This window comes from Candidatus Tisiphia endosymbiont of Dascillus cervinus (assembly GCF_964026405.1).
In the GTDB taxonomy this organism is placed as follows: Bacteria; Pseudomonadota; Alphaproteobacteria; order Rickettsiales; family Rickettsiaceae; genus Tisiphia.
In genome coordinates this window covers 502,088-527,874 of the sequence record NZ_OZ032146.1, presented here as the reverse complement: position 1 = coordinate 527,874, position 25,787 = coordinate 502,088, and the positions used below count along the sequence as shown (strand labels likewise).

Annotated in this window: 18 protein-coding genes and 3 pseudogenes; 4 read left to right on the top strand and 17 right to left on the bottom strand. The window is 33.0% G+C overall.

The genetic code is table 11. The annotated features are described in order from the left end of the window. Positions 1–5 precede the first annotated feature (5 nt). The 8 genes and pseudogenes from pdhA to AAGD19_RS02565 form a co-directional block, all read right to left on the bottom strand. Complete coding sequence (gene pdhA / locus AAGD19_RS02600; protein ID WP_341748216.1) at positions 6–986, bottom strand: pyruvate dehydrogenase (acetyl-transferring) E1 component subunit alpha; 981 nt, start codon at positions 984–986, stop codon at positions 6–8. Positions 987–1,053: 67 nt separating this feature from the next. Continuing rightward, positions 1,054–1,668: pseudogene (locus AAGD19_RS02595) on the bottom strand (septal ring lytic transglycosylase RlpA family protein); the annotation flags it as partial. Positions 1,669–1,740: 72 nt separating this feature from the next. Continuing rightward, positions 1,741–2,343: a BON domain-containing protein gene (locus tag AAGD19_RS02590; protein WP_341748215.1), complete on the bottom strand. Its 603-nt coding sequence runs from the start codon at positions 2,341–2,343 to the stop codon at positions 1,741–1,743. Between the two features lie 536 nt (positions 2,344–2,879). After that, positions 2,880–3,431, bottom strand: coding sequence for a GNAT family N-acetyltransferase (locus AAGD19_RS02585; RefSeq protein WP_341748214.1), 552 nt, complete (start codon positions 3,429–3,431; stop codon positions 2,880–2,882). Positions 3,432–3,595: 164 nt separating this feature from the next. After that, entirely contained in the window at positions 3,596–4,006 is a 411-nt protein-coding gene (locus tag AAGD19_RS02580) for a hypothetical protein (protein WP_341748213.1), read from the bottom strand. A 52-nt stretch (positions 4,007–4,058) separates the two neighbouring features. Beyond that, the gene (locus tag AAGD19_RS02575) at positions 4,059–4,298 is read right to left on the bottom strand and encodes a hypothetical protein (RefSeq protein WP_341748017.1); all 240 of its coding nucleotides are present in this window, start codon (positions 4,296–4,298) and stop codon (positions 4,059–4,061) included. Further along, positions 4,219–5,091 carry a transposase gene (locus AAGD19_RS02570; RefSeq protein WP_341748212.1) on the bottom strand — a complete coding sequence of 291 codons (873 nt, stop codon included), beginning with the start codon at positions 5,089–5,091 and terminating at the stop codon, positions 4,219–4,221. The genes AAGD19_RS02575 and AAGD19_RS02570 overlap by 80 nt, the downstream gene beginning before the upstream one ends. Positions 5,092–5,147: 56 nt before the next feature. Next, positions 5,148–5,381, bottom strand: a complete 234-nt coding sequence (locus tag AAGD19_RS02565; RefSeq protein WP_341748211.1) for a hypothetical protein — start codon at positions 5,379–5,381, stop codon at positions 5,148–5,150. Positions 5,382–5,389: 8 nt separating this feature from the next. Here AAGD19_RS02565 and AAGD19_RS02560 point away from each other — a divergent pair, with 8 nt between their 5' ends. Beyond that, entirely contained in the window at positions 5,390–5,590 is a 201-nt protein-coding gene (locus tag AAGD19_RS02560; protein ID WP_341748210.1) for a hypothetical protein, read from the top strand. On the opposite strand, the gene AAGD19_RS02555 is transcribed toward AAGD19_RS02560, so the two are convergent. Both AAGD19_RS02555 and AAGD19_RS02550 read right to left on the bottom strand, forming a co-directional pair. Then, on the bottom strand, positions 5,573–5,890 hold the full coding sequence (locus AAGD19_RS02555; protein ID WP_341748209.1) for a hypothetical protein: 318 nt from the start codon (positions 5,888–5,890) through the stop codon (positions 5,573–5,575). The genes AAGD19_RS02560 and AAGD19_RS02555 overlap by 18 nt on opposite strands. A 388-nt stretch (positions 5,891–6,278) precedes the next feature. Beyond that, the gene (locus tag AAGD19_RS02550; protein ID WP_341748208.1) at positions 6,279–6,626 is read right to left on the bottom strand and encodes a hypothetical protein; all 348 of its coding nucleotides are present in this window, start codon (positions 6,624–6,626) and stop codon (positions 6,279–6,281) included. A 681-nt stretch (positions 6,627–7,307) separates the two neighbouring features. On the opposite strand from AAGD19_RS02550, the gene AAGD19_RS02545 reads away from it, so the two are divergent. Next, the gene (locus tag AAGD19_RS02545) at positions 7,308–7,643 is read left to right on the top strand and encodes a hypothetical protein (protein ID WP_341748207.1); all 336 of its coding nucleotides are present in this window, start codon (positions 7,308–7,310) and stop codon (positions 7,641–7,643) included. 412 nt (positions 7,644–8,055) lie between these two features. On the opposite strand, the gene AAGD19_RS02540 is transcribed toward AAGD19_RS02545, so the two are convergent. Together AAGD19_RS02540 and AAGD19_RS02535 are read right to left on the bottom strand one after the other, a co-directional pair. Further along, on the bottom strand, positions 8,056–8,469 hold the full coding sequence (locus tag AAGD19_RS02540; RefSeq protein WP_341748206.1) for a helix-turn-helix domain-containing protein: 414 nt from the start codon (positions 8,467–8,469) through the stop codon (positions 8,056–8,058). Between the two features lie 456 nt (positions 8,470–8,925). Beyond that, complete coding sequence (locus AAGD19_RS02535; RefSeq protein WP_341748205.1) at positions 8,926–9,570, bottom strand: ankyrin repeat domain-containing protein; 645 nt, start codon at positions 9,568–9,570, stop codon at positions 8,926–8,928. Positions 9,571–9,930: 360 nt separating this feature from the next. On the opposite strand from AAGD19_RS02535, the pseudogene AAGD19_RS02530 reads away from it, so the two are divergent. Next, positions 9,931–11,246: pseudogene (locus tag AAGD19_RS02530) on the top strand (cytochrome ubiquinol oxidase subunit I). Between the two features lie 525 nt (positions 11,247–11,771). On the opposite strand, the gene AAGD19_RS02525 reads toward AAGD19_RS02530, so the two are convergent. Both AAGD19_RS02525 and AAGD19_RS02520 read right to left on the bottom strand, forming a co-directional pair. Further along, positions 11,772–12,380 (bottom strand): transposase, encoded by a 609-nt coding sequence (locus AAGD19_RS02525; RefSeq protein ID WP_341748204.1) that lies wholly within the window; start codon positions 12,378–12,380, stop codon positions 11,772–11,774. Positions 12,381–12,529: 149 nt separating this feature from the next. Continuing rightward, positions 12,530–12,970, bottom strand: coding sequence for a hypothetical protein (locus AAGD19_RS02520; protein ID WP_341748203.1), 441 nt, complete (start codon positions 12,968–12,970; stop codon positions 12,530–12,532). Between the two features lie 117 nt (positions 12,971–13,087). Here AAGD19_RS02520 and cydB point away from each other — a divergent pair. Then, a pseudogene (cydB, locus tag AAGD19_RS02515) lies at positions 13,088–14,039 on the top strand (cytochrome d ubiquinol oxidase subunit II); the annotation flags it as partial. A gap of 145 nt (positions 14,040–14,184) precedes the next feature. Here cydB and AAGD19_RS02510 read toward each other — a convergent pair. The 3 genes from AAGD19_RS02510 to AAGD19_RS02500 all read right to left on the bottom strand — a co-directional run bounded on the left by AAGD19_RS02510 (position 14,185) and on the right by AAGD19_RS02500 (position 25,251). Then, positions 14,185–17,190: an efflux RND transporter permease subunit gene (locus AAGD19_RS02510; protein WP_341748202.1), complete on the bottom strand. Its 3,006-nt coding sequence runs from the start codon at positions 17,188–17,190 to the stop codon at positions 14,185–14,187. A 15-nt stretch (positions 17,191–17,205) separates the two neighbouring features. Then, the gene (locus AAGD19_RS02505) at positions 17,206–24,087 is read right to left on the bottom strand and encodes a hypothetical protein (RefSeq protein ID WP_341748201.1); all 6,882 of its coding nucleotides are present in this window, start codon (positions 24,085–24,087) and stop codon (positions 17,206–17,208) included. A gap of 123 nt (positions 24,088–24,210) precedes the next feature. Continuing rightward, positions 24,211–25,251 carry an efflux RND transporter periplasmic adaptor subunit gene (locus AAGD19_RS02500; protein WP_341748200.1) on the bottom strand — a complete coding sequence of 347 codons (1,041 nt, stop codon included), beginning with the start codon at positions 25,249–25,251 and terminating at the stop codon, positions 24,211–24,213. Positions 25,252–25,787: the final 536 nt, after the last annotated feature.

Genomic DNA, 25,787 nt, shown 5'->3' with positions numbered 1-25,787 from the left:
TCTACTCATTCAACGTAAATATTCGTATATAGCTCTTTTTCATCCGGTAATGCCGATCTTTCTGAGAACTCAACTGCTTCTGCAATGACCTCTTTAACCTCTTTCTCAATTTCTTTTAACTGCTCTTCGCTAGCATATTTATTAGCCAAAATTATATTTTTCACTTGTGATAATGGGTCTTGTTCTTTATAGTTTTCCACTTCTTCCTTACTACGGTATTTACCTGGATCAGACATTGAATGTCCTCTGTAACGATAAGCATCCATTTCTAATATTATTGGTCCACCATCATTTCTAACAAACTCCGCAGCCTGCCGAACATAATCATAAACTGACTCTAACGACATACCATTTAGTCTAAATCCCGTAATACCACATGACTCCCCTTTCTTGTAAAGGTCAGTCATAAAGGTAGAACGAGCTACTGAAGTACCCATTGAATATTGATTATTTTCAATAATATAAACTACAGGTAAGTGCCATAACGCCGCTAAATTAAAAGCTTCATATACTTGACCTTGATTAACTGCCCCATCTCCCAAGAAAGTAAAACATACATTATTAGTATTTCGATATTTTTCAGCAAAAGCTAGACCTGTACCTATAGGTACTTGAGCCCCTACAATACCATGTCCACCGTAAAATTTGTTTTCTACGTCAAACAGATGCATTGAACCACCCTTGCCTTTCGAGCAACCAGTCTCTTTACCCATCAGTTCTGCTAATACGTATTTTGCTTCAGTCCCTGCTGAAATAATATGAGCATGATCCCTGTAACTGGTAATAGTACTATCACCAAGCTGTTTTACTAAATCCACACCAGTAATTATCGCTTCTTGTCCAATATATAAGTGACAAAACCCACCTATTAGACCCATACCATAAAACTGCCCACATTTTTCTTCGAATCTTCTAAGCAACAACATCTTCCTATAAGACTCAAGATACTGAGGACTATTTAATTTATATTTCCCAAAAACAATCATGTATACTCCTATAAAAGCTTGAAGAATTGGTTTTCCAATTTGGGCATACACTATAATACAAAAATCATCAAGGGTTAACTGCCAATTTATGTTTTAGATTTACTAATTTAATATGACAATTAACGCTACATTTAGGATTGGCTACTTTCTTTTTTGCAATACAATTTTCCTTAGGCTTTAAAGCAATATTATTCAAAAATTCTTTAGTCTCCTTATGCATATATTGTACTCTAACCTTTGCTGTACCTTGTTTTTTAAATCCTAAAATTTTAGCAGATTTTTCCGAAACATCTATAATACGGTTCTTTTTAAAAGGACCGCGATCATTAACCATAAGAATAAGAGATTTATTATTACTTAAGTTAGTCACTTTAACCAAACTAGGTAATGGCAAACTAGGATGGGCTGCACTTAGCATATGTTTATTATATGTATCACCATTTGCTGTTTTTTTTCCATGAAATTTATGCTTAGAACCATACCAAGATGCTATACCTACTTGGTTGCAATTAATATCTTCCTTAGGTTTATAAGTCTTACCTTTGATAGTATATTTTTTACCTATCTTATAATGCCCCTTATAATGAACATTTTTAGGATCTTCCTGCGATAATTTACGATATAGACTAGGCTTAGTAGAACAAGAGCTAAGCCCTATACAATAAACTAGCAACAAAAGAATATATCTAAGTTTCACTTTCATTTATATCATATTTAACCTGAATTTGATATGACAAGTTATATCGAATTGAGATTATTTATTATCATTTTCTTCAGTTTCTTTTATTTTAACATGGCAGACAACCCTTGCCACACCATTAATCTGGGAAGCAATAGAAGTAACTTTTTCTAATTCTTCCTCAGACCTTGCTATACCAAATATATATACTATATCATTCACTGTAACAATGGTATAATTTACCCATTTTATATCTCGGTTAACAAAAGTTCTAGCCTTGATCTGACTAGTAATCATAGCATCTTTAGTATATTGCACTAAGTCAAAATGATCACTTTTTTTATCTATTATTAGTTCATTAATAACTTCACAAACTCCTTTTTCACCCCACACAATTTCTACAGCTTTTAATGCATCTTCTTTTTTGTCTATGATTCCAGTCAGTAGTACCCTACCCTGATTTACCTCAACCTTAATCTTAGTATATAATTCCCTGAAATTATTTTTTATAAAAGAAGCTTTGATTTTTGTAGCTATTTTTACGTCATCAATTGTCTCCGCAATTGATTGATCTTTTGCAACTGCAAGAGTAGAGGTAGTTGCTGCAGTAAAAACAGCTGGCAGACAACCTGTAAGCATGAAAGATAAGATTATAATAATAAAGTTAATTCTATACATAACCGTCCTTAAATCTACTAATTTAATCTCAAATATCGATGTAAGACATCGGTTTAATAGCCTAGACCTAGGGTGTCATTCCCACGTAGTCACGCGGATTCGGGATAAGAATTTGTCAATTCTTATCCTAAATTCAGTGAAACTATATTGCTTCGTCGACCTATGGTCTCCTCGCTAATAGATGTTTTTAGCTTTAGAAAGGTTTTAAATGCATTCGCGTTAGCCGCTTTAAGAATGCATTTTTCCTTATATTAAAGTCAGTAATATTCGTGCCTTAAGATAACCTTGAGTTAAAATAAAGACTTTAAATAGTTCATTATAATAAAATTCACAATAAACACAACTGATTTCCATTGTTTTAAGTTAGATTTGGGAAGTAACCTGAACTCGATATAACTTGTTATCAGTATCATCCCTATTAGGGGCGATACCACCCCTGATTCCCTTTCAACGTCAGTAGTTTCAGCAAGCTAGATTAAAATATTTTCCTGAAACTTTACTGTATTCTTTATTTTGCTATTAATTTGTACCATTGATTACAATCGCTTTACTAAAAAATGCGTTTTGCGTCCAGCAAATACACCATCTCCTTCCATAATAAAATCATCGATATATTTAAATCCTGCCTTTTCATAAACATGTCTAGCCCTTGGATTTGTGACATCTGGATCGATAAAAAAAGTATCAGCTTGGCTATCATAACTACTTTTAATAAAATCAATAAACACTTCTAAAGTTTTTGCCCCTAATCCTTTGCCAAAATAGGCTATATTACCAATGGTATAATCCATGCTATAGGTGTGACCATGCTTTGAAAGATAAGCTTTTTTGAGTAGTGGTATAGAATATTCCTGCTTTTCTTGTAGTGTCATGACCAAGCAATAAGGTTCGTTATAGATACACCCAATCCAATATGTGTATAGACCATCTGCGTAACTTGAAGGTTTTATACGACCGTTGATGAAATTTAAAATATCATCTTTATGTTCTTGGCTATTATCCCAAAATTCCTGAACATGGGGTTCTTTTAACCAGTTAAAAATAGTGTCTTTATGACTTAAGTTAGCTTTTTCAAAATGAATATTCATAACATATCCTGTAACAAGGTTTATCTTATACCATTTCCCAAGACTAAATTGCTACTCGGAGTACGAGTGTCGAGTACTGGAGCGTCACACTACTGGACAACTACTACGTGAGGAGCGGAGATCATGAAGTACGACGATATGATGATTAGTTTTCGGAAATGGTATTATTTTTTCTTGGCTATAACTTCATAATAATGATCAATTTTCCCATCCTCTTTTGGTGTAGTCTTCACTTCTTTAAAACTAATAATGTTAAACTCTTTAAAAAGATCAATTGTTTGCTCTTTTGTATGAAAAGTCATATTTTTCTTATCCTCCTCCCAAAAAGCTACAATTTCAGGATCAAAAGTGTTTCCAACAAAATAACCACCTGAATCAATCTTATTTACAATATTACTCCAAAATTTTTCAAAATATTCAGGTTTACAAAACGGTACAGAAAAGCTAGCAACTATGATGTCTGCATTTGGTAATTCTTGAGAATCTAACTCTTCAAAAGAAGATATTAAAGTTTTAAAATGATCTTTATATTTAACAATTTCTGGATACTTAATAAACATAAAATCAAAAGCCATTTTTTGGTTGTCTACTGCAATAACATTGAAACCTTTTTCTAATAACCAAAACTTACGCTATGTAAGGTTCTAAATAGCGTAAAGAGGGTGAACGTAACTGCTGTTGCATATAATGATCTAAAAGCCCTAACTTTATTTGATAAACCGTCTTACCTATTTTGTGTGCAGTTCTTTTTAGAAAAGCCCACACTAAAAATGCACAACTAATGTGATTACGCTGGATGCGTTGTTTTCTGCATTGGCATCGTTCTATACCGGGTAAGTTGCTTGATTTCTCTATGCATGCTCTCAATTACCCAACGAAAGCCACACTCATCTTGTACGGCTTTAGAAGATTTTTGAGTTTTGTTATTGGTAACAATATAATCAACTCTGTTGGTAGAAACAGTAAGTTTAAACAAATTAACATGCTTATCTTTTGCAAAGCCCTTTATATGAATCTCCACTCCGCTCTTAATTTCCTCATCTGAAAACGTTAACTTGCTAACAGCTTTATAAGGCTTAGAAGAGGAAGTTTTAGTAACGTTTCTATTTGCTTTAATAGGAGCATAATAATATTTACCCAAGGAATCAACATGTTGCATAATTTTATGCGTAGCATACCATGTGTCAAAAAGCACAGTTTGAAAAGGAATCTTTTTGCTATACACAGCATTATTTAACATATTTAATAGGTGTTCTACTTTTGTCGCTCCATCATGTTCGGGCGAAAAAATTCGGTAATCTATTACCCAAAACTTATTAATATCCGGATTATAATATACCAAACTTACTACTCCTATACCAGTAGTAATACCACCTGTAGCCCCACTGTACTGTGATCTAGCAACTTCTATTTTCTTGGTATTTCTTTTATTTAACACCGTATCATCAAATATTGTATATCCGTTAGGCGATAAAATAACATCATCCTTAATATGTTCCCATAACAAAGAAGGTGTATATTTTTCATTTTTTAAAAATCTATTAATAACATCATGGCTACATTTTTTGGCATGTTCAGCATAGTAGGTCAAACTATAATTCTTTTGACTCACTATTAGAAATTGACAGTAATCTGTCCTATTAACTGGTATTGCTTGCAATTTTATCCTCTTGGCATTTGTAAATTATACTCAACATAATGTGCCATTTTTTTTTCTCATAGCGTAAGTTTTGCTGTATAATTATGTAAGATTACTTGTTTGTAATAATGCTTAAAACAATCACAATATGAATCATAGTAACCAATTAATATGGTTAATACTTCGCTTATTGATAAATAATTACTTACACCAGGTTTAAATTTACTACTATTAATTGTAGGCAAATTATTTTCCAAATTCTTTATAAAATCGTCGACAAAACAGTAAATTGCGGTAAAATCTTTTTTCATAGGTTATTTTGTTATTGGTTGAAAAAGATAAAATAACCTATGTCCCTTTTAAAATCTACCTTTCATCTCTCCTATTTAATTGGCAACTGGGGTTAAATAGAATGTCGGATGCTATATTAAAATATGAAGCAAGTCCTCAAATTATTAAGTCTATCACTAGTTGGAACTGGATTATTAATCCTATTAATTCTTTATTGAAAGATAATTAGTATCAGACTTGCCTCAAACTGGACTTCCGGTAAAATATAATCATATAAATACGAAGCTAAATATTTATGAATATTCTGCGAAGCTATATAATGGTCTGGAATAAGCCCATGATTACATATTTTATGCCAATTCAGTTCTTTCAGTTCAGGATAACATAGTGGTAAAAACATATATCTCCAAGCTCTACCTCCAAGTAAATTAGCTCCAGTTGATTTTAATCGCCTTGCACTTGATCCACAAAGAATAAATTGTAGAGAATTATTTGCCAAAAACTTATTTGATTCTATTAAATGATGCACTTCATCAAGAAGCAAAGGTACTTTTTGTACTTCATCGATTGATAGTAGATACTTTATTTTGTGCGTTTATTTCTTCTCTTAAACGTTCCGGATGTTGGAAATAAATTTGATATATATCTGCTTGCAGTAAGTCTATATAAAGAGCGTTTGGAAAACATTTTTTTTAAATATGTTGATTTACCAGTTTTACGAGCCCCATAAAAAACAAGATTGCTTCTCTAGTAATTTTAAATTTAAAAATCTCTTGATAATCATGAATATATTCCTAATAAATCTGATATTTAGAAGATTATATTCCTAATATATCTCTTTGTCTCTTATTTTTATATATATTGAGTTAGGGTATATACTTGAATGAATCTTGAACATACAAGGATTATTATAAGAATTATTTTTCCTCCTTGGTCTGTGACGTAGTATTGCTAGATCTAGTAAGCTCTCTAAATTCATTAAGTAGCATTTCTATGCATATATGCATCTCTTCTAAACGAAACGTCATATGTAATATACCTTGCTCTTTCTTAGTAGTTAGAGTAATTAACTCTATTATTTCTTTATGCAATAGTGCTATTTCATCTTTTGCCTTGATGTAGGTATTGGGGAAGTCTTTACTGATGCTAATAATATTGTTATAGCTTAGCTGGATATTACTAAACCACCTGACAAATAATCGAATTAACAACATCTGCCCAATGATTATGCTAAATGCTAGAATGACTAATAGTGGGTAATACATATTCTACTTCTATTGTATTGTTCTAAGATTGATATCATTTACATTATAGAATTATGGTATTACCAGGATTGTGAAAATAAATGAGGTTGAAATAAGTTGATTTGGGGTTGATTTGGCTAAGAAATTTGTATATGATCACAGTAATACCTCAATAAAAAGGTTATTATTTAAATAGCAGTTGATGCTATTTGATTAATGCTACTAGTAAGTACTTAGAAATTTTGCGAACTTGAAAGTACTTACCAGTTAACTATAATATTCAATATAATACTTGAGCTTTATTTAAGAGTAGAGCTTAAGTATTATATTGGTTTTTTAGTTTGAGATTTAGCAAAGTATATTCTTTGCTTTAAAAAATTAATCAATAATCACTGATCTCTTTTTTAATAATCTCATTCTATTTTGCTAGTTTATTATAGTTATTTTGAGGTGTCAAGAAAAAATATTTCTATGGTGGGAGTATTTAAATTTTAATTGTTCTGAGTATATGACCCTTGTTCACCAAATACAAGAATTCCTCAAAAAAAAGTTTGATGAATTAAAATTAACAAGAAAAGATTTTGCTGAACAAAGTGGCATTCCTTATTCTATTATTCTACTGTAACTAATATTATGCAATGTCTGAAAGCCAACCCAACTATTAGTAATATATTGAAAATTGCTGACTACTTTAAGTGTTCTATGGATGAAGTTGTAGGAAGAAATGAATATATTTCTTTACCTAATATAGAAAGTCTAGAATTTTATAAAATTACATCAAGTGACATCACTTCTAATATAAAGAAGTTTTTGATTGATAAGGTAAAGAAACAAAATTTAAACTTATATAAATTAGGCATGACTATAGGTTTTAGTAATAACTCTTTACATAGTTTTGTTAATAGTAATAGGGAACAAAAAACTTTAAATAGTCAAATTGTAGTAGCCCTAGCAGATTATTTTGAAATATCACTAGATGAAATGATTGGCAGAATTGCCCCTACTAAAGATACTGACAATGGTAAATCTTCTGATTGAATTTTTAGTTGCTGCTGACAGACCATAGTACCCTACATTTTTTATATAACCACTATTAAAATGGCTGCTGATCGTCTATTAGCGAGGAGTCGCGAAAAAGCGGCAACGCGGCAATCTAGGATACGCGAAGCGTTACTCTAAAAAAACAGCTTCGCTGTTTACCTAGATCGCCACGGCATCTAAAGAGCCTTGCTATGACAATTATAGAAAAATGTAGGGTACTATGGACAGGCATACTCAAATGATTTGAAGAATTGATTTGAAAATGAATGGTGAGAAGGCATAGCGTATATATAGTATAGTTACGCATGCGAAAATGATATTCTCAAAAAACAATTCGTAGGATCAGAAGAGTACACTATAAATTTATTCATCTGACAATTATCTTGTAACCGTGTTTATAATAACACAATTAAGGTTTATGATATTTATCAATTATCCAATCTATAAATGTATTATCAACAGACTGCTTCTTCAAAGCATACTCATATACTTCTTTTATTAGAGTTGTAAGGTTTCTCAATGAGAAACTTAAGTTTCTTTCAATTAATATATTAATTGTTGCACTAGTAGCTTTGCTAAAAATTTTTATCTGATCAACAGTTAGTATCTCGAGGTTTATTTCATTATCAATAACAAGAGCTTCCAAGTTAATGTCTAAGGCTTTTGCAATTAATTGTAAATTATTAGCACTAGGATTTTTTGAACTACCATACAAAATGCTATAGACAGTATTTCTACTTAGTCCAGTTTTCCTCTCTATATCTATAGCATTTATGTTTTTTTGAGCCATTAACGAATTAAGTCTAGCCTGCAAATTTGCCATAAGTAATACTTTGTATATAAAATTAATATTTTTAAAATATAAGGTATAATAATCAAAAAGTAAATACCAATTACATTATTTTTTCCGTGTTAATTCTAATTGTTCCTGCTGCTCTAGCTGTTGTTTTTGTCTATATATAAATTAATAGTAGGCTCAGTATGCCATTAGGGGTGACATCCATAACTGTTGAAAGTTTACAAATACCTATACCACAACGTCATTGCGAGCGTAAACGAAGCAATCTAGGAAACAATCTATAGATAAATGATGTTACTGGATTGCTTCGTCGACCTTACGGTCTTCTCGCTAATAGACGTATAAAGAAGCTGTATTTACTAACTTTCAACAGTTGTGGGGTGACATCTGAGATACCCTAGGCTATTAAACCGATGCCTTACATCTAATTGAGGTTAATATATGTTTCATCCATTTTCCAGTTGCTACCCACTTGCTTCATTAATAATCAAAAGATAGTCCATCATCTACCCCTGACAATGGAACAGACACTGCACCAATACCACGCTCAAGTACATTTTGGTATATAGGAGTACATTTATTATTAAATGAATAATCAGTAGTGTAATCATGACTTATTGCTTCATATAAGGATTCTACAATACCACTTATCTTTTTTAAATGAGCATCCGATGATAAACCCATTGATTTGTTTAATAATTCCCAAAAATCATCCATATATTTCTGTCTATTCTTACATAGCTGTGCCTTAAACAAATTTGGTTTTTTAATTTCAGCACCATTTGCTTTTAATAGACCAACATTTGGATAATTACTATTTATAGAAGCAATGTCTAATGGTGTATTAGTATCCTTATTAGCTATATTTGGATCTGCGTTCATGCCTAATAACATTTCAATGATCTTAGTACTCTTAAGATTGTCATTATGTTCTGCTGCATAATGTAGTACAGTATTACCGTCTTGATCTTGCTTATTTACATTACCTTTTGTAACTAAATGGTTTACTAACTCCACGTTACCTGTTTTTACAGCTGTAAATAATGGATTTTTATCGAATAAAGTAGTTAAACCACCATAGCGTACTTTAGCAACAAATTGCTTACACACTGTTCCAAACGTCATATTTATTCCTCCAATTAGTTTTTACATCACAAATATCCGTTTAAAACGGATATTTGTGATCATACTACAGTAAAATCCCATTACATGCAAGCAATATTTAAAAAATTTTTAAGTTGAATGAATAGAATCAAAGGTTTATATACTCGAATGTGACTCCGAATTGGATTTGAAAATGAGGTTAACTTAACGTGACAATCTAGTGCGAATAGTGTATGATAGCATTTGAAAATAAAATTGACTATAGCATTTTTTATCAAAGAAGTCTCTTATCACCTCAATTTCAGATTAATTTCATTAATCCGAAATTGGAATGAGAATGTAAACAATCAGACTTAAAGCAGTTTGACACAAAGTAACAATATGGAATTCGATCCTAATCTACTATCTCGTATACAATTTGCCTTTACCATTGGTCTTGCTAGCTGGCTTGCTGTCGTAGAAAGGTTATGGATTAAAACTGGCAATAATATTTATCAAGAAATATATAAATTTTGGATTAAGATTTTTGCTATTACTTTTGGTATGGGAGTGGTATCAGGCGTTGTTATGTCTTATCAATTTGGTACGAATTGGTCAGGTTTCTCTGATAAGGTAGGTAATGTACTTGGACCACTATTAGGTTTTGAAGTGCTTACTGCATTCTTTTTGGAATCATCTTTCCTTGGAATTATGCTATTTGGCTGGAATAGAGTCAGTAAAAATATGCATTTCGCTGCCACTTTAATCGTGGCAGTTGGTACAATTATCTCTGCTTTTTGGATTCTTGCAGCTAATAGCTGGATGCAAACTCCTACTGGTTATGAAGTACGAGCAGATAATATTTTATACCCGGTAAGTTGGTTGGAAATTATTTTTAATCCTTCATTTCCATATCGTTTTTGTCATATGATTGTAGCAGCATATTTAACTACAGCCTTTGCAATTGGTGGTGTTGCTGCCTGCTATCTTTTACATAAAAAATTTGTTAACCATGCTAGAATCATGTTTGGCATGGCAATGTTGATAGCAGTAGCTGTTGCCCCCATACAATTTTTATTGGTGATCAACATGGGTTAAATACTCTAAAACATCAACCGGCAAAAGTTGCTGCTATAGAAGGTATATGGAACACGGAGAAAGGAGCAGGCCTTAGACTCTTTGGCTGGTCTTCAACAAAAGAAGAGACAACAAAATATACTATAGAAATACCAAAAGTTGCTAGCTTATTACTGACACACAGCTTAGATGGAGAAGTAAAAGGTTTAAAAGAATGGTCAAAAGAAAATCGACCTCCCGTATTAATAGTATTTTTTTCCTTCCGAGTAATGGTAGGAATCGGTATATTAATGGTAATTACTGGGGTTATTGCATTAGTTTTATACTTACGTAAAAGATTATTTGATACCAAATGGTTTCAATATTGGTGCATGTTGATGACTCCATCTGGTTTTATAGCAATATTAGCAGGTTGGTTTGTTACAGAAGTTGGTAGGCAACCTTATGTAGTATATAATATACTCAGAACATCTGAAGTATCTTCACCAGTATTAGGTCAATATATCTTTGCCTCCCTAATTACTTTTGTTATAGCGTATGCTTTTATATTTGGCGGAGGCATTTATTATATTATAACTTTAATAAAAAAAGGACCTAGTACTACAAATATAGTAACCTCAAATATTGATGTAATAAATTAATAGTAAGCTTAGGTATCATCGCCATTAGGTGTGATGTCACCGCTGCGTAAGCAGGGGTCTAAAAATAGCATAGATAGTGTATATTACGTAGTTTTATATCCCAGCTTTCGCTGAGATAACATAATGGTAAGCAGGGGTGACATCCGAAGGGGCAGGAATATCCCCTAGGCTATTAAACCGATGTCTTATATCAATAGTTGAGGTTACAACTATAATACTAGAGAATCTAACCGGTAAAAGGATATATCACCATGCTTAATTTTGCTCCCTATATAGATTTACCTTTAGTTTGGGGTGGGCTAATTGTCATTGCAATCTTTCTTTATGTCAAAACTTACGCTATGTAACCCGAGTTGCCAATTAATTATACTGGCAAAAGCTATATTTAACGCTGGTTTCATGTGAGGCTCGATACTAAAACATTTTTAATACAAACATATTTCTAAAAAATATAGTTTTTATTAAGTGTTTTAATGTTACAAATTAACTTCAAATGTTCATAAAACCTAGCTCTGCTCTTATAAATTAATTGGCAACTCGGGTTATGTAAGGTTCTAAATAGCGTAAAGAGGGTGAACGTAACTGCTGTTGCATATAATGATCTAAAAGCCCTAACTTTATTTGATAAACCGTCTTACCTATTTTGTGTGCAGTTCTTTTTAGAAAAGCCCACACTAAAAATGCACAACTAATGTGATTACGCTGGATGCGTTGTTTTCTGCATTGGCATCGTTCTATACCGGTAAGTTGCTTGATTTCTCTATGCATGCTCTCAATTACCCAACGAAAGCCACACTCATCTTGTACGGCTTTAGAAGATTTTTGAGTTTTGTTATTGGTAACAATATAATCAACTCTGTTGGTAGAAACAGTAAGTTTAAACAAATTAACATGCTTATCTTTTGCAAAGCCCTTTATATGAATCTCCACTCCGCTCTTAATTTCCTCATCTGAAAACGTTAACTTGCTAACAGCTTTATAAGGCTTAGAAGAGGAAGTTTTAGTAACGTTTCTATTTGCTTTAATAGGAGCATAATAATATTTACCCAAGGAATCAACATGTTGCATAATTTTATGCGTAGCATACCATGTGTCAAAAAGCACAGTTTGAAAAGGAATCTTTTTGCTATACACAGCATTATTTAACCCGAGTTGCCAATTAATTTATAAGAGCAGAGCTAGGTTTTATGAACATTTGAAGTTAATTTGTAACATTAAAACACTTAATAAAAACTATATTTTTTAGAAATATGTTTGTATTAAAAATGTTTTAGTATCGAGCCTCACATGAAACCAGCGTTAAATATAGCTTTTGCCAGTATAATTAATTGGCAACTCGGGTTATTTAACATATTTAATAGGTGTTCTACTTTTGTCGCTCCATCATGTTCGGGCGAAAAAATTCGGTAATCTATTACCCAAAACTTATTAATATCCGGATTATAATATACCAAACTTACTACTCCTATACCAGTAGTAATACCACCTGTAGCCCCACTGTACTGTGATCTAGCAATTTCTATTTTCTTGGTATTTCTTTTATTTAACACCGTATCATCAAATATTGTATATCCGTTAGGCGATAAAATAACATCATCCTTAATATGTTCCCATAACAAAGAAGGTGTATATTTTTCATTTTTTAAAAATCTATTAATAACATCATGGCTACATTTTTTGGCATGTTCAGCATAGTAGGTCAAACTATAATTCTTTTGACTCACTATTAGAAATTGACAGTAATCTGTCCTATTAACTGGTATTGCTTGCAATTTTATCCTCTTGGCATTTGTAAATTATACTCAACATAATGTACCATTTTTTTTCTCATAGCGTAAGTTTTGTATGTATTACTAGATGGTTTTGATCTAGGAATTGGTATATTATTCCCATTTGCTCCTACTCAAGATTGCCGCAATAAAATGATGAACTCTGTAGTACCATTTTGGGACGGTAATGAAACTTGGTTAGTTTTAGGTGGCGGGGGGGTTATTTGCTGCATTCCCACTAGCTTATTCAGTTTTGATGTCAGCCTTCTATATACCAATTACCATAATGCTTTTGGGATTAATCTTCCGCGGAGTAGCTTTTGAATTTAGATTTAAAGCCTCTCTAAAATATTGTTTCATATGGGATTACTCTTTCCATTTTGGCTCTATCATCGCTACATTATTTCAGGGAATTATGCTAGGAGCTTTTATACAAGGAATTAAAATTGATGGCAGAGTATTTGTTGGCAATGCTTTTGATTGGCTAACACCTTTTTCTATCATGACAGGTATTGCTCTAGTATTTGGTTACGCTCTTCTTGGTGCTACTTGGCTGATAATGAAGACTGACGAAAATACCCAAATATGGGCTCGTAAATCCGCATCATACGTATTAATATATGTTATGTTATTTATGGGTTTAGTAAGTTTATGGATACCATTTTTAAACGAGAGAATTCGTATATTTTGGTTTAGTATGCCTAATTTTATATATCTCTCATTAATCCCCGTTTTAACTATTTTTACATTATTTAGGTTACTTTCAACTCTTTATAAGAATAAAGAATTTCAGCCTTTTTGTTACTCAGTTTTACTTTTTATTCTAGGCTATTTAGGGCTTATCTTAAGTATTTGGTCTTTTATAGTACCATATCAAATATCTCTGTGGCAAGCGGCAGCGGCAGCAGAATCACAATCTCTAATGTTGGTAGGAGCGGCAACACTTTTACCAATAATATTGGGTTATACAACTTATTGTTATTATATATTCCGTGGAAAATCAACTCATCACCCTATGTATTAATAAGTTGAGAAAAATTTTTATTTCTCAGAAATGCAAACAATGGCTTTGGTTTGTAATTTTATACTTAGTGGGGCTAATATTTGTGCTATCATTATCCTGTATAATTAAAGCTATCTTTTATATATTAAACTAATAGCTTTTACTATTACCCCCTAGCTCTTCTAACTTTCGACAGTTGATGAAAACCAACATAAAGCAAAGGTGTTACATAAAGTGTTAATATCGATCCAACAACAATCCCTGTTACCAAAACTATAGCCATTTGAAAACGACTATTGGCATAGTTGCCATTATCAAAGAAAAGTGACAACAAACCAATACTCATAGCTAAAGAAGTAATTAAAATTGCCCTGATTCTTGACGTTGCCGCTGTTACTATTGTTTTTAGAGTTCTTTGTCCCTTCTGATGCATTGCACTACATAACAACACACTATGCTTAGTCATTAATCCTGCTAATGTGATAAGTGATATTTGCGTATATATATTTAACCCCCCTTGAGAAAAATATAAGCTTAATAATGCTACACTTAAAGCAGCTGGAATTCCCCCAACTAAAATAAACAATGATAGAATTGAGTCGTTAAAGCGTGCAAACATTAATAAGTAGAGTCCAAGTACAGATAGTAAAATTAGTACTGTAAATGATGATGTTGAATCAATAAGTATTTGCGTTTGCTCACTATAGCTAATATCACTATCATTTGGTAACTTGCTGTTTAACTGATTAATAAAATGAACTGCATCCTGCAATTTAATACCATGTTTAGCAGTGGCAATTACTTCAATGGAATATTGCTCATTATAACGCATAATTTGATTAACGGTATTCACCCTATTAATATCACATATATCCTTAAGCTGAATAAGGTTTTCTCCATTTTTCTGTGTTGTAATGAACATATTTTGTATATTACTTAGTGTTTTGCCAAATTTAGGATCTGATTTAGCGATGACATCATAGGTATTATCATAGTGCTTAAAGTTCCCTATCTTCCTAGCATTAAACAGAATATCTAATGTACTTGATATATCTTTCTGACTTAAACCATATTTAAATAACTTATCTTGATTACACCAAATTTTATAATCTTGTACAGGTGAAGCCTCAATAGCTATAACATTAGTAAATAAATCTTTTGAGTTATTCTGTATAAAATGAACAGCCTGCCAAGCATTCTCCATGGATGATTGGTTATTGACATAAAAGCTTAACTCAACGTTACCCTTTGCTGAACCAGCATTTTTCCCTTGAGCAAATTTCACTGAAATATCTCCACCCACTGCTATTTTTGCTAGTTTAGCTTCAATTTCATGCAATGTTTGTACCGCTTTAGCTTTATCTTTTAATATCAACCAAATTGTTGAACGTGGTGATTCTTCAATGCTCAGAGTATATTTTATATTATCATTATCTTTGATTATTTTAGTAATTTTCTCCATATAGTGATGGATGTAACTTAAATTGGTATTAACCATAAAGGTGTTAGTAAGTATAAGCATATCTTTTTTTTCAAATGGCTCAATTTCTATTTTCATATTGTTAACTGCAACATATGTACCAGCCGCTACAACGATAGCCACCAAGGATAAAAATACTTTGGCATGACGTATAATAAAAAATAAAGACTCCTGATATTTGTATGTAATCATATCCAATGTCTTATTAACAATTTGAACAAATTTGCTTTCATGCGTATTATTTGCTAGTTTTAAAAACAATATGGGTGTTAAGGTAAATGCAACGATAAAGGACATCACTAAACAAGCAATTACTGACAAAGCAAATTCCTGCAAAATTTTTCCTACTTCTCCTTTAATAAACAAAATAGGGACATATATTACTACTAGCGTAAACATCAATATTAAAACAGATAAAAAAAGACTATAAATTGCTTGTAATATACTAGTTAAAGCATCTTTATTTTTTCGATAATAATGTTCAGCATTCTCAATCACTACAATAGAGTCGTCAACCACTAACCCTATAGCCAATACCATAGCCAACATTGTTATGGCATTGAGTGTAAAACCACATAAGTACAGCATAACAAAACAAGCTGCAAGCGAGACTGGAATTGCACAAATTGCGATAATTGAATATCGCAATGATCCCATTAGCAGTAAAACAATTACTGACACCAACAAGACCGATTCAAGCAAAGTTTTTCTTACTTCTTGAAATGCTTGTAAAATATCTTGGCTATCATCGATAATAACCTGAAAGATAAATTGGGGATTGGCTTTTTCATAATGTTCTAGGAAATGTTTTACACTCTTTGATACATCGATTGGATTTGCATCCGACTTAGCAAAAATACCTAATAAAACAATTTTATCCATGCCAAAATAAGAGAGGCTAAGTAGCTCTTTATCTGATATTGTAATGCTGGCAACATTTTTTAATTTTACAGCAACATTATTACTTTCTAAATTGATTTCGCCAAAATCACTCAACTTACTAATTGCTGTATCAAAAGAAATATACTCTGTTTTATATTGATTTGATAACTTACCACCAGAGAAATCACTGTTTTGTAGTGTTAACGAAGCAAGAATACTATCTAACGGAATATAATATTTTGCAATCTTTTCAGGATCAATATCGATATTAATCACTTTTTCAGTCACACCAAAACTAGATGTATTGGCTACACCATCGACATATTTAAGCTTTTTTTTGATCAACTCAATATCATCAGCAGTAGCTGATACATTGTTCTTAGAACTCACCGCAATATACATCATTGGTAAAACAGAAAAGCTTTCAGTAGATATTATAGGCTCTTTAGCCCCCTCTGGCAGGAGAGCCTTATTTTTTAGTATCAAATCTCTAACTTGATTAATTGCTTGTTCTATAGGAACTTTTTTGGCTATACTTAGAGTTATTTTACTCTCTCCTAACTGACTAATAGCAATAATCGACTTAAGGCCATCAATATGTGAAAAAACTTCCTCAAAAGGTTTGGTAGTATATTTCTCTATCAGGTCCGGCTTTACATTCGGGTTGATGATAGAAATGTAAATATTTGAAACAGGAATATTTGGTAAAAGTTGAATTTTCAGCTGCAAATATGAATATATACCAAATAGCACAACCACAATATTTATCACAATAAAGAAGCTACTATGTTCCAACAATTTTTTTATCATAAAAGTTTTTTCATATTAATCCCTAATATTCTTAGTAGGACCCTGCACCCCTATTTTCCTCTGTGCTGGGTCTTGCGAGATGTAGCCATGGCTTATTCTAGGTGCAGCTGAGGTTCTAGTTGTATTTGCTGATCTTCGCAGGGTATTGGATGGCAGCTTGGTATTGTCTATTCCATTTACAGCTGGAGTTACAACAGTATCTTTTTTTATTACTACCGCTGGATCGATTACTTCAGTTGCAGACCGCTTTGAGGGTACAAGTTGAGGAATATTCTGTTCTCTTAAACCATTCTGTCCTTGTTCTCTTAGTACGTTCTTAGCCCCAGTTCCTACTATTTTTACTGGACTAGCTACCTCAGTTGGGGATGCTTTTGGAATTACAACTGGAGTTTTTTTGCTCTGTTGTTCTACTAGTAGCTTAGTTTCAGCACGTTTCTGATCTAATGGATTAGGAGATTGTGTCAAATCACCTACACTACCTATACTACTTACACTAGATCTACTAATTGAACGATTGCTTCTAGAAGTTACACTATTATTATTACTATTCAATGGTGTACTGCTCCCCTGTACCTTTTTCATTTCATTTCGCACATTAGTTAAGTCTTGAGTTGCTGTTTTTACTCCTGATGAGTTTCGTTGATTAACAGACTGTCTCTGGACTCCCGTAACATTCCCACTCTTCTCCATAATGGATTTTCTATTCTGATTTAGTGGCACTTTTGTTTTTGCAGAATCTTGCAGAGCAAGAGCATTCGCAGGCATAACCTTAATTTCTTGTATCTCTTTATTTATTTTGTCCTGTCTTGCTTCGAAGTCTTGACGAAGCTGTGCATGCTCATTCTCAAGCTTTTGTAGTTCATCAGCTTTTTTCTTCTCACTTCTTATACAGGCTGCCCGTTCCTTCTCTTGCTTCTCCTCAAGATCTGTTAGCTCTTTAGCTCTTTTTTTCTCACCTCTTACGAAGGTTTGGTAAGCCTTCGCATAGTCTTCATCAAGCTTTTTTAGTGTCTCATCTCTCTCTTTCTCTTTTTTTTCTAAGCTTTTCCGTTCATTCCCATGCTTATCTTCAAGTTTTTTCATCTCTTTAGCTCTTTCTTCCTCTTTTGTCACGAAGAATTTCTGAGCACTCTCATGCTTATCCTGAAGCTCTTTTAAGTCTTTATCTTTTTTGTCCCCATTTCTTGTGAATAATCTATAAGCCTCTGTACGTGCATCCATAAGGTCTTGTATCTCCTTATTTATCCCATCATCATCTTGTTCGAATTTTCTGCGAGCAACCACACGTTCATCCCTAAATACTTGCATCTGTGCATCTAATTTCTCTTTGCTCTGACCTCTTGCCTTCTTGTACTTCCCCTCAAGCTCCTGTATCTTCTTACTTACTAGATCATCTTGTGTTTTGAAGATTCTTTGAGCACTATCACGTTGAGTCCTATACTCTTTTATTTCGTTATTTTTTTTCTTATCATCTTCATCGAAGCTTTTCTGAGCCTTCGCCTGCTTATTTATAATATCTTGTATCTCTTTCATTCTTTCTCCCGCTCTTGCTTTGCCATTTTTCTGAGCCGTCGCATGCGTATCCTTAAGTTTTCCCATCTCTTGCTCTCTCTTTTTCTCGCCTCTTTCGAAGGCTTGCTGAGCCTTCGCATAGTCTTCATCAGCCTTTGTTATCCCGTCTTTTCTTGCTTGCTCAATTTTTTTGAAGCCTAACTGAGCAACCGCATGCTTATCCTGAAGTGTTTTTAGCTCTTGAACTCTCGCTTGCTCTTTGTTTGCGTAGAATTTCTTCGCACTCTCATACTTCTGCTTAGCTTCTTCTATAGCTTCTTTTCTTTTTTTCTCACCTCTTTCGAAGACTCTCAAAGCACTCATATGCTGCTCCTTAAGTGCTTGTATCTTTTGATTTCTCTTTTCCTCATTTCTTTCAAAGTCTTCCATATCTTTCTTACGCTGACTATCATTCTCTTGTTTCTGCTTACTTATTTGATCCTTTAACGTTTCTTGGGCTTGTCCAGTCACCAGTGCACACTGATTCTCAAGCTCTTTTATCTGCTGTACTCTTTCCCTCTCTTTTTTTTCGAGGTCTTGCATCTGTCTTTTTATTTCTTCCCCTTCTTCTTCTAAGATTTTCATATCTTTAGCATAGTCATCATAAACATTTTTTATCTGTTTTCTCATTTCTTCCTCTTCTTTTGCTAAGGTTTCCACATCTTTAGCACACTCATCATCAATAGCTTCTATTCGCTTATTTATGTCTTCCCCTTCTTTTGCTAAGGTTTCCACATTTTCAGCATACTTCTTATGAATATCTTCTATTCGCTTATTTACCTCTTCCCCTTCTTTTTTTAAGATTTCTACATTTTTAGCATGCTCATTATCAATAGCTTCTACTAGCTTATTTATGCCTTCCTCTTCTTCTGCTAAAATTCCCTCTTTCTTAGCATGTTCATCATCAAAAACCTTTCTCTCATTGTTTAGTATATCATCTTTAGCATCTGCTAACTTTTCTTCCAACTGCTTATTATATCTCTCCAATTCTTCTATACTGTCTTGGGCACTTTGTTTTTCCAATTTGTTAGCTTCAAGCATTTGAGCAAACTCAACTAACTTAGCTTGTGCATCATCATTTTGTTGAGTCAAAGCAAGTACTTGTTGTTGTGATTTTTCATTAGCATCCGCTAATTCCTTGTCCCTCTCTGCTATCGTAGCTGCGTGCTTCGTAGTCACTCCATCCAATGCATCTCTTTCTTTAGTCAAAGCCTCTATCTGTTGTTGTGATTTTTCATTAACTTCTGCTAACTTCTCCACCGCTACCTTATTCTCTTGCTCTAATCTTTGTTTGTCTAATGCGTGATTTCTAAGCACTTCCTCTAACTTAGCCTGTACAACATCTTTTTCGTTACTAGCATCTACTAAGTTCTTTTCCAACTGCTTATTACCATCCTCTAAGGCTGTCATCTCTTTTTGTAGATTCTCACTTTCTTCCTTAAATTTGGTCTGCTCTATTTCTAATGCTTTCTGAACTGACTCTAATGCCTGTTGCTTATTTGTTATCTCAGCCTGTGCCAACCTTTCTGATTCTTCTGCTTTATCAAATTTAGCCTGAATAGCATCTTTTTCATTATTAGCAACTTTTAAACTATTCTCCAACTTCTCCTTAGCTTTAGCCACTTCATCTTTTTGTTTCATCAAAGTTATAATTTTTTCTTCCTGAGCTTTAGTCACAGCTTCAATCTTTTCTTCATAGGCTTTAACCAATTGCTCTTTTGCTTTATGAGTTCTAAGATCCTCAGCTAACTTGACCTGTAACACTTTTAATTCGTCATCTTTGTTCTGTTGTACTTTAGTCAAAGCTGCAATTTGCTCTTCTTTTTCTTGCTGAATTTTAGTCAAAGCTGTTATTTGTTCTTTCTGAACTTCTAAATCTTTAACCGCCTTCTCGTTTGCTTGATTCAAAGCCGAAATTCTTTCATCCAACTGTTTCGTACCATCCTCTAAGGCTATCATCTGTTCTTGCAGATTCTTATTTTCTTCCTTAAATTTGTTCTTATCTTCCACTAATTTTTGCTGAACTTCTTCATACTCACCCTTTACCTTTCTGAATTCTTCACCCTTTACCTGTTTTTCTTCAGTTAAAGCTGTTATTTTTGCTTCATACTCCTGTTCTTTCTTTGCTTGAACTTCAGTCAAATTTGCTAGCTCTTTAGCTATCTTCTCTCTTTCTTGATTCAAACCTAGCAGTCCCTGTTGATTCTTTGCTAACACATCTTGCTGAGCTGCAAATGTTTCAGCCAACTTAGCATTCTCTTCTAATGCCACCTGTTTTTCTTTAGCCAAAATTTCATTCAAATCAGCAATTTCTTTAGTAGAAGCTACAATTTTTTCCTCTAGAACTTTCTGCTCTTTAGCCGCCTGCTCTTTTTCTTTATTCAGTTCTGCTAATTTTGCTTCATACTCCTGCTCTTTTACTTGCTGAACCTCAGTCAAAGCTACAATTCTTGCATCTAACTGCTTCTTATCTTCCACAAATTGTTTCTGATCTTCCGTCAAAGCTACTATTTGTGCTGCAAATTCCTGCTCTTTTGCTTCATAAGCTTTAACTGTTTCATCTAACTTATCCTGTGCTACTTTTAATGCGTCATCTTTTGCCTGTTTCTCTTTAAGCAAATCTGCAACTTCCTGCTCTTTTGCTTTATGAGCTTCCGTCAAAGCTTCTATTTCTTTGCCTTTTTCTGCTAGCTGCTTAACGGCATCATCCTTTACTTTAGTCAAATCTGCTATTTCTTGACCTTTTGCTGCCAACTCTTTAACGGCATCATCCTTTGCTTTAGTCAAAGCTTCTGCATTTTTTTCAGCATCTACTAAGTTCTTTTCCAACTGCTTTTTATTTTCTTCAAATTCCTTCTTAGCTAATTCTAATGCCTGCTCGTTTGCTTGATTCAAAGCTGCAATTGCTTCATGCTCCTGCTCTTTTGCTTTCTGAGCTTTAACCATCTCTTCTTTTTCTGTATTCAAATCAGCAACTTGTTTTTTATGAGCTTCAACCTCCTCAGTTAACTTAGCCTGCTCTGCTAATGCCTCCTGTTTTTCTTTAAGCAAATCTGCAACTTCCTGCTCTTTTGCTTTATGAGCTTCCGTCAAAGCTTCTATTTCTTGACCTTTTACCGCTAGCTCTTTAACGGCATCATCCTTTGCTTTAGTCAAAGCTTCTGCATTTTTCTCAGCATCTACTAAGTTCTTTTCCAACTGCTTTTTATTTTCTTCAAATTCCTTCTTAGCTAATTCTAATGCCTGCTCGTTTGCTTGATTCAAAGCTGCAATTGCTTCATGCTCCTGCTCTTTTGCTTTCTGAGCTTTAACCATCTCATCTTTTTCTGTATTCAAATCAGCAACTTGTTTTTTATGAGCTTCAACCTCTTCAGTTAACTTATCTTGTGCATTTTGTAATTCCGTATCTTGCTGCTGTTTCTCTTTAGTTAAAGCCGCCATTTTTTCTGCAAATTCCTCCTCTTTTGCTTCATAAGCTTTAACTGTTTCATCTAACTTATCCTGTGCTACTTTTAATGCGTCATCTTTTGCCTGTTTCTCTTTAAGCAAATCTGCAATTTGTACTGCATGCTCTTGCTCTTTTACTTGCTGAGCGTCAACCGCTTCAGCTAACTTAGCCTGCTCTTGTAATGCCGCCTGTTTTTCTTTATCCAAAATTGCATTCAAATCAGCAATTTTTTTAGTAGAAGCTACAATTTTTTCTTCTTTTTCTTTCTGGGCTTTATTCAAATCTGCTATTTGCTGATCTCTTGCTACCTGAGCTTGCTTCAAATCTGCAATCTCTTTAGTCACAACTTCAATCTTTTCTTCATGAGCTTTAACCATCTCATCTTTTTCTACATTCAAATCAGCAACTTGTTTTTTATGAGCTTCAACCTCCTCAGTTAACTTAGCCTGCTCTGCTAATGCCTCCTGTTTTTCTTTAAACAAATCTGCAACTTCCTGCTCTTTTGCTTTATGAGCTTCCGTCAAAGCTTCTATTTCTTTGCCTTTTTCTGCTAGCTGCTTAACGGCATCATCCTTTACTTTAGTCAAATCTGCTATTTCTTGACCTTTTACCGCTAGCTCTTTAACGGCATCATCCTTCTCTTTAGTCAAAGCTTCTGCATTATTTCTAGCATCTAATAAATCCTTCTCCAAACCATCATTATCTTTACTTAAGATTGTTATCTGCTCTTGCAAATCCTTATTTTCTTCTTTCTTTTTTTCTAATTCTTGCTGAACTTGCTCATGATCTTTTCTATCTTCAGCCAAGTTAGCTTGTAAATCTGTATTCAACGCATTATATCCTAAATCTTTTGCTGCACTAAGTGTTGCCTGTTGATTTTTTGCATTTTTTTCTGTCTTTTTTGAGTTACCTTTAATCTTGCCTTGAATCTTTTTAACTGATTGATTTTTCTGCTTTTTAAGTTCAGTATGATGATTCGTAATAGGTTGTTTTAATGCTGTTTTCTTTTCTTTAATCTTGTTCTTTAAGGACTTTATCTGTTGTTGTGAATCATCAAGCAATTTCTTTTGAGCCTCCAAATCACCCTGTAAAGCAGCCGCATTTTCAGCCACATTTTTTTTAGTCTCTTGATTTTGCAGCTGATTTAATGAATTATCTTTTATCTCCGATTGTTTAGGCAATTGTGATTGCAGTTGCTCTAGTTTTTCAAATGCTAATTTTTTCTCCATATAAGCATTATTCAAATTATCTTCTTTGGTCTGCAAATCTAATAATTTTGCTTCAGCTTCCTTAATATCACTCTGCAATAGTTCAAATTTCGAAGTATTTTCATGTGTTTCCAGTGGTTCACCATCTGAATCCAATTGGTCAATTTGATTATTCGATTGCTTATTATCACCTAACATTAGTTCTTGTTGGTTCGAATCTCCAAGTATAGCACTTTGTGATTGATTAGTTTGTGATGAATTAGGTTTCTGCACAGAATCAGTAATATTTGGAACTTTTATAATATCAAGATTTTTGTCATCATTATTTACATATACTTTAGAATTAATTTGAGAACTTGCATTATCTTGAGTATTACGATTATTACTAATATACTGTTCTGGAGAAACATTATTGCCTCCTGTAGTTCTTTGTCCAGTATTTGATGAAGAATGTGAGTTATCTGAGGTATTACTACTATTATTTTGAGATTCCTCCAATTCTTGCACTGTTTTCTCTAATTCTGCCTGAAGCTCAAGTTTCTTCTTCATCAGGTCCTGTATAGCACCTGCTTGAATTGCGTTTAATTGCTTAAGTTTAGCTGTGTTATTATCATTATTCTCAAGAGCATTAACAGAACTACAAAATAGCAGTATCATAAGAAAGTATAGTTTTTGGATTTTTTTATTCATTTGTATTTAGTTCTCCAACTATCAGAAAAAGTATTAATATATTGTAAATATAAATTGAAATGTTCTTAATTTATCAAACTATTATTATAATTTGTCAAGTTTCGATTCCGGTGCGTCAATAAGTTATGACCTATTTCGTATTGTTGAGTGAGTTGTCTCATCTTCAATCAAAACCTTGACTCCGTCATGCAATCCTTTCTTTCCTGAAATAACCACTTGGTCATTCGGTTTGATGCCAGTAACTACCTCTACACTTTGGCTATCACTATCACCTATTTCAATCCTTACTTTTTTAGCTGTATTATTTTCAATAATATAAACATAGTAATAAGAGTCAAAGAAAACAGCTGAGTTTGGTAATTTTATCCGTTGCTTGTTACCATTGAAAATAACATTTACGTTAACAAATAAGCCCGGCATGATTGAATTATCATCATTTGGAATCAATGCTTCAATATAAACTGAGTGATTCTTATCTTGGGCAATTTCTGAAGTTTTAAAATCACTTAGTTTAAGGGCTAAATTTAAAGCGGGAATATAGATGTTGACATAGCTCCCTCCCGCACTTTTAAATTTTTGATAGTCGCTTTCATCAAGACCAAACGCAACCTTGATAATATGAATATCATAAAGAACGACTATTTTATCCTTTTGTGTAACAAGCTCTCCAACAGTAACAAGTTTTCGTTCAACAATTCCACTTAATGGGGCAACAACATAATGATTGGTTTTTTCATCAAGTAATGTATAATATTTTTGTTTAGCATCAAGGTATTCTATGTTATGGTTCACATACTCTGTATATCTAATTAGATTCTTATCCAATAACTGCTTCATCGCATTAGCTTTTTTCTCTTTAAGACGATACTCTTCATTTGCTAGTTCAATCAGATAGTCAATTTGCGTGGTATCTAATACCGCTAAAATATCACCTTTTTTAACATAGCTACCTATAGGCAAGTCAAGTTCTTTAATTCTTCCTGTTGTATTGACTTTAACTGCATGGGTTTCATAGGCTAAGGTTTTGCCTGTTGTAACCAATATATCATTTGTCTCCTCTGAATATTGAGCCTTAACCACTTCAACAGGAATTACGACAGCCTGATTGTCCACTTGCTGTGTTGAGGCTTGTCTATTGACTACTTTTTTGATAGAAACTATCACTACAACAACCGATACTGCAACAAATAATAGTCCATATATATAGGATCTTCGACTTATTAATATCTTCCCTAGTGTCATTTGAATTTTACCATATTTCTGATTAGATTGCTAACCTTCTCTTTAATCTATTCATTTTCAACTTCGATTATACTCAAATGATTTGAGTATAATTTCTGATAACAAAAGAACCGTGTCAAACGGTTTTATTGTTTTCTAGTCACATATACAGTAAAATTTTATTTTATGCAAGTAATTATTTTAAAATTTTTTAATTTTATTTACAGAAAGTAGTAGTGTAGCTAACATGAAAATGTTTCAACCATAACTAGTGTATAGCCTTATATACATTATAGCCAATATAGAAATGTTTGAGTCATAGTAATAGAATTGGTGACCCCCTGCAAAACAAGGGTCTACAATCTATAAATATCCCCTCAGAACATTGCTTTCCCGCACCGAGGCTGGTATAACATCGATAGAAGCTAAATCTATATTTATACCACCCACTGGTAACAACTTTTAAACTGCCCTGTACT